General features: G+C 30.1%; 2 protein-coding genes. Both read right to left on the reverse strand.

Annotated features, from left to right (window positions below):
• Positions 1-331: 331 nt before the first annotated feature.
• On the reverse strand, positions 332-1,915 hold the full coding sequence (locus H6A20_RS12895) for a hypothetical protein (RefSeq protein ID WP_204907506.1): 1,584 nt from the start codon (positions 1,913-1,915) through the stop codon (positions 332-334).
• Between the two features lie 204 nt (positions 1,916-2,119).
• The gene (locus H6A20_RS12900; RefSeq protein WP_204907507.1) at positions 2,120-3,145 is read right to left on the reverse strand and encodes a hypothetical protein; all 1,026 of its coding nucleotides are present in this window, start codon (positions 3,143-3,145) and stop codon (positions 2,120-2,122) included.
• Positions 3,146-3,369: the final 224 nt, after the last annotated feature.

A 3,369-nucleotide genomic window follows, 5' to 3' on the forward strand; every position in this document is an offset into this window, starting at 1 on the left:
AACAGGTTTCTTTTGTTTTGCCATAATAAAAGGCCCTCCTATGATTTAGATTTTATCATAGAAGAACCTCTTATATTTACGTATTTACAGAAAAACTTTCACACCGCCGCATTTTACGCCACCTCCCTTTTCCCTTGATGGTTATCCCGAATACCTCTATTTTGTTATATCTAGCCTCTATTAATCGTGATAAATTGATTGATTTTTGAGTTGCTATAATGCTTAAAAATTCAATGTTTATGCGAATAATAGTGTTGTTGTTTTGAATTTAATCGAATCTAAAACTGGTCTGAAAAACGAATCCACATAAAAGGTATAATTTTTATTTATTTTAGCTGGGATATACTATAGATACATCTTTGGACCCGCAAATTGGGCATATATTAGCTTTCTCATATCCTGCAATTATATCAAAATCTCTATTTAGACAGTTCTGACAAAACATATATGACTTCATAGAAATTGCATATCTTTTATCATCAACCATCATTCTGATATAATCTTTTACAGGATTATGACCCAATATAAAATCCGGCTCAATAAATAAAGAGGTCTTTAATTTCAAAAATTTAGGATCACTTGTATCTACCTCATTATAATCATAGTCATCATACATAAAAAGAACATATCTGCGCTCTTGTTCATGTGACCATTTTGAATCTTTGACTGATAAGATCCAATATTGTAAAATTTCTTCTAAAAACTTAGTTTTATCTGTATCATTCATATCAAAACAATCTATGATACTACAAAGAAATTCTATTTCCTTTTTAGCCTCCTCCCTGTTATAGATTACATCAAATGCAACAACTTGCGTAAAAACAGGGATTTTTTCACTCCTCTTATTCCAAAACATAATTGGTGCCAATACTTCAGCCATACGATCATCTTTATATCCATAAATACATGCCCCATATTCTTTACTCATTTCAGAATCATTCATTGACTTGCAAAAAGATGACACATAATATTTTCTTTTGGGCTCAAAGTCAATATTTTTTGCCCAAGAATATCTATTCCATCCATTCTCTTCAAATAATTCTGGAACTACTCTTTGCTCCCTATTATCATTTAAATTTTCAATTATTGACATCCAGATTTGATGATTACTTATGCTTTTTTCTGCAACTTCAGCACTAATATACTTGCACACATAATCCTCATTATAATCATTTCGTGATTTCAAAATATAGTTACTAATACTTGTCATAAGCACCCCCTTTAGCGGGCGTACAACTGGTGAATCTCCATTAAGTCTAATTAATTTTGCTGCCAGTTGAAATAACATATATATTTCGTCACGGCTAAAAGCCCAAATTCTTGTCCTCTTTTTACATCTAAAATAGCTTATATCATTCAATAATGATATATAGGCATTAGTAATACTTGCCACCATTTCTTGGAATACGTCTTCACTATCATTATCTTGTGAGTACTTAATCATATCCTCTATAACTTCAACCAATTGCTCTGCATAATTCTTATTTTTCTCAACAGTAAATTTTTGATATGTAAAGTAATATAACTTTAGCTGAGGAAATAACCCTTCAAATTCCTTTACTTCTAATGTTGTATTTCCTTCCGGAAACCATGATGCAATCTTCTGCATCCTTGTTTTGTATCCAACTAATTCATATAAATACGTTTTCAGTGTATTAGACTGATGCATTAAAGAGTCTATAAAAAGAGAATTTATGCAAGCCACTTCATATTCAGTAGTTCTAAAAAGACCTAACGTAGATCTTTGATTGAGATCGTAATCAGAGACTAATGAAATCAAAACTTCTTTATTCTTATAGTTAGGCTCTTCTTTAAACCGCTCTAGTTGTGTACGTATATTTTCTAACTGACATTCAATTGCATTAGCTGGCCAATCCTCTGGTTTGTCAACCACTGTATTCACTTCAAAATTCATCCAATAGTCTCCTTAAAAATTCTAATAACAAAACACACTACTTCTATAATTCGCCATAGTAAAAATAAAATATCTAAACTTTAATGACTTATTTTTCGTATACTATCTTTGGCTTATCATCAGCTGAAACAATACCCATATTTGATGATTGAATTTATTATAGAAGAACATATCATAACAAACAACTTGTTCTTTATATCTTTTCTATAATATTATATTAGTCGAATCTTTTATCGACTTTAATTTTTCTCTATCTGTAAACAACATTATTATAATATTTCTTACAGTATCTTCCAGTAAACAACAGGCATTTAACAAAACCCAATTTTTCCGACTATACTCCGAATAATCAAAACTATACCTTCCGTCCATCACTTTCTGAGCATATTCTTCTATCTTGTTCTCAAGACCAATAAAATCTCCGTGGGCAATTTTATTTCGCATCTGTCGTAATAGTTTTGCAATTTCATTTCTTTCCTCTAATGGATAATTATGGTCCAAAAATTGCGGAAGTTTCCAATCCAATTCAGACTCTTTACTTTTCTCCAAAAATAATTGACATAATGAATACATTTTAAAATAGTGGTATGTATTATAATCATTATCTGTATGAATTGAATTCATTAAATAATCTAGTTGTAAATAATCATTTTTATATTTTAAAAAAGTGTCAAATATTTGTCCCCATTTTTTTAACGACTCAATATATATTTCAGCATGCTGCTCTCCCCAAAAAATACGGTGACAATTTTGCAAATCATGATTGGATGAATATACCCATTGGGGCACAAAACTGGGTATTTGTGTGGATTTACCACTTGATGCAAAGTTTATAAAATCTATAACTTTTTCCGCATAATCCTCTTCACAAAGCCGTCCATCAAAACAATTTGTATCCCAATCCCCTAATGGCATATCTTGATATGAATAATCAAAATATAAACAAATCATATTATCTGCAATTTTTTGCAGATACACATCTTCCGTGGTATCATCAGACAAAGGATTTTGCGGAAAGTGTCGAGAATATATTTCCCTAATATTTATATTAGGTTTCATTCCTAACTTTTCACTTTCAATAATATTCATCTTTACTGCTGTGCGCATTTCATCTACTAATTCTTTATTCCAATTGTTACTTTCTCCATTAGGGAGATTTGAAATATATAATTTTAATTTATTGGAGATACAAATTGGTTCAATTTTCCCAAATATATTTAACACAACCATACTTAATAACCTCTAATACATTTTGTTCACCATGTATTCATAAAAATAATTCACTCCATTTTCATCATATCAGAACGCTTTTCAAAAGTTGTAAACTTGTTGTAAAGTATCTGTTTATGGTGTGGTATAAAAAAAGTTGACAGCTTATTCTCAAGGATTTCATAATAAAACCAAGAGAATAAGGAGGAATTCAAAGTGGCACGTAAATATGACCATGAATACAA

Source organism: Mordavella massiliensis (assembly GCF_016901695.1).
In the GTDB taxonomy this organism is placed as follows: domain Bacteria; phylum Bacillota; class Clostridia; order Lachnospirales; family Lachnospiraceae; genus Claveliimonas; species Claveliimonas massiliensis_A.

Bases quoted from the DNA above. Each gene is read 5' to 3' on its own strand.
- H6A20_RS12895 (WP_204907506.1), bottom strand. From the start codon at position 1,915: ATGAATTTTGAAGTGAATACAGTGGTTGACAAACCAGAGGATTGGCCA.
- H6A20_RS12900 (WP_204907507.1), bottom strand. From the start codon at position 3,145: ATGGTTGTGTTAAATATATTTGGGAAAATTGAACCAATTTGTATCTCC.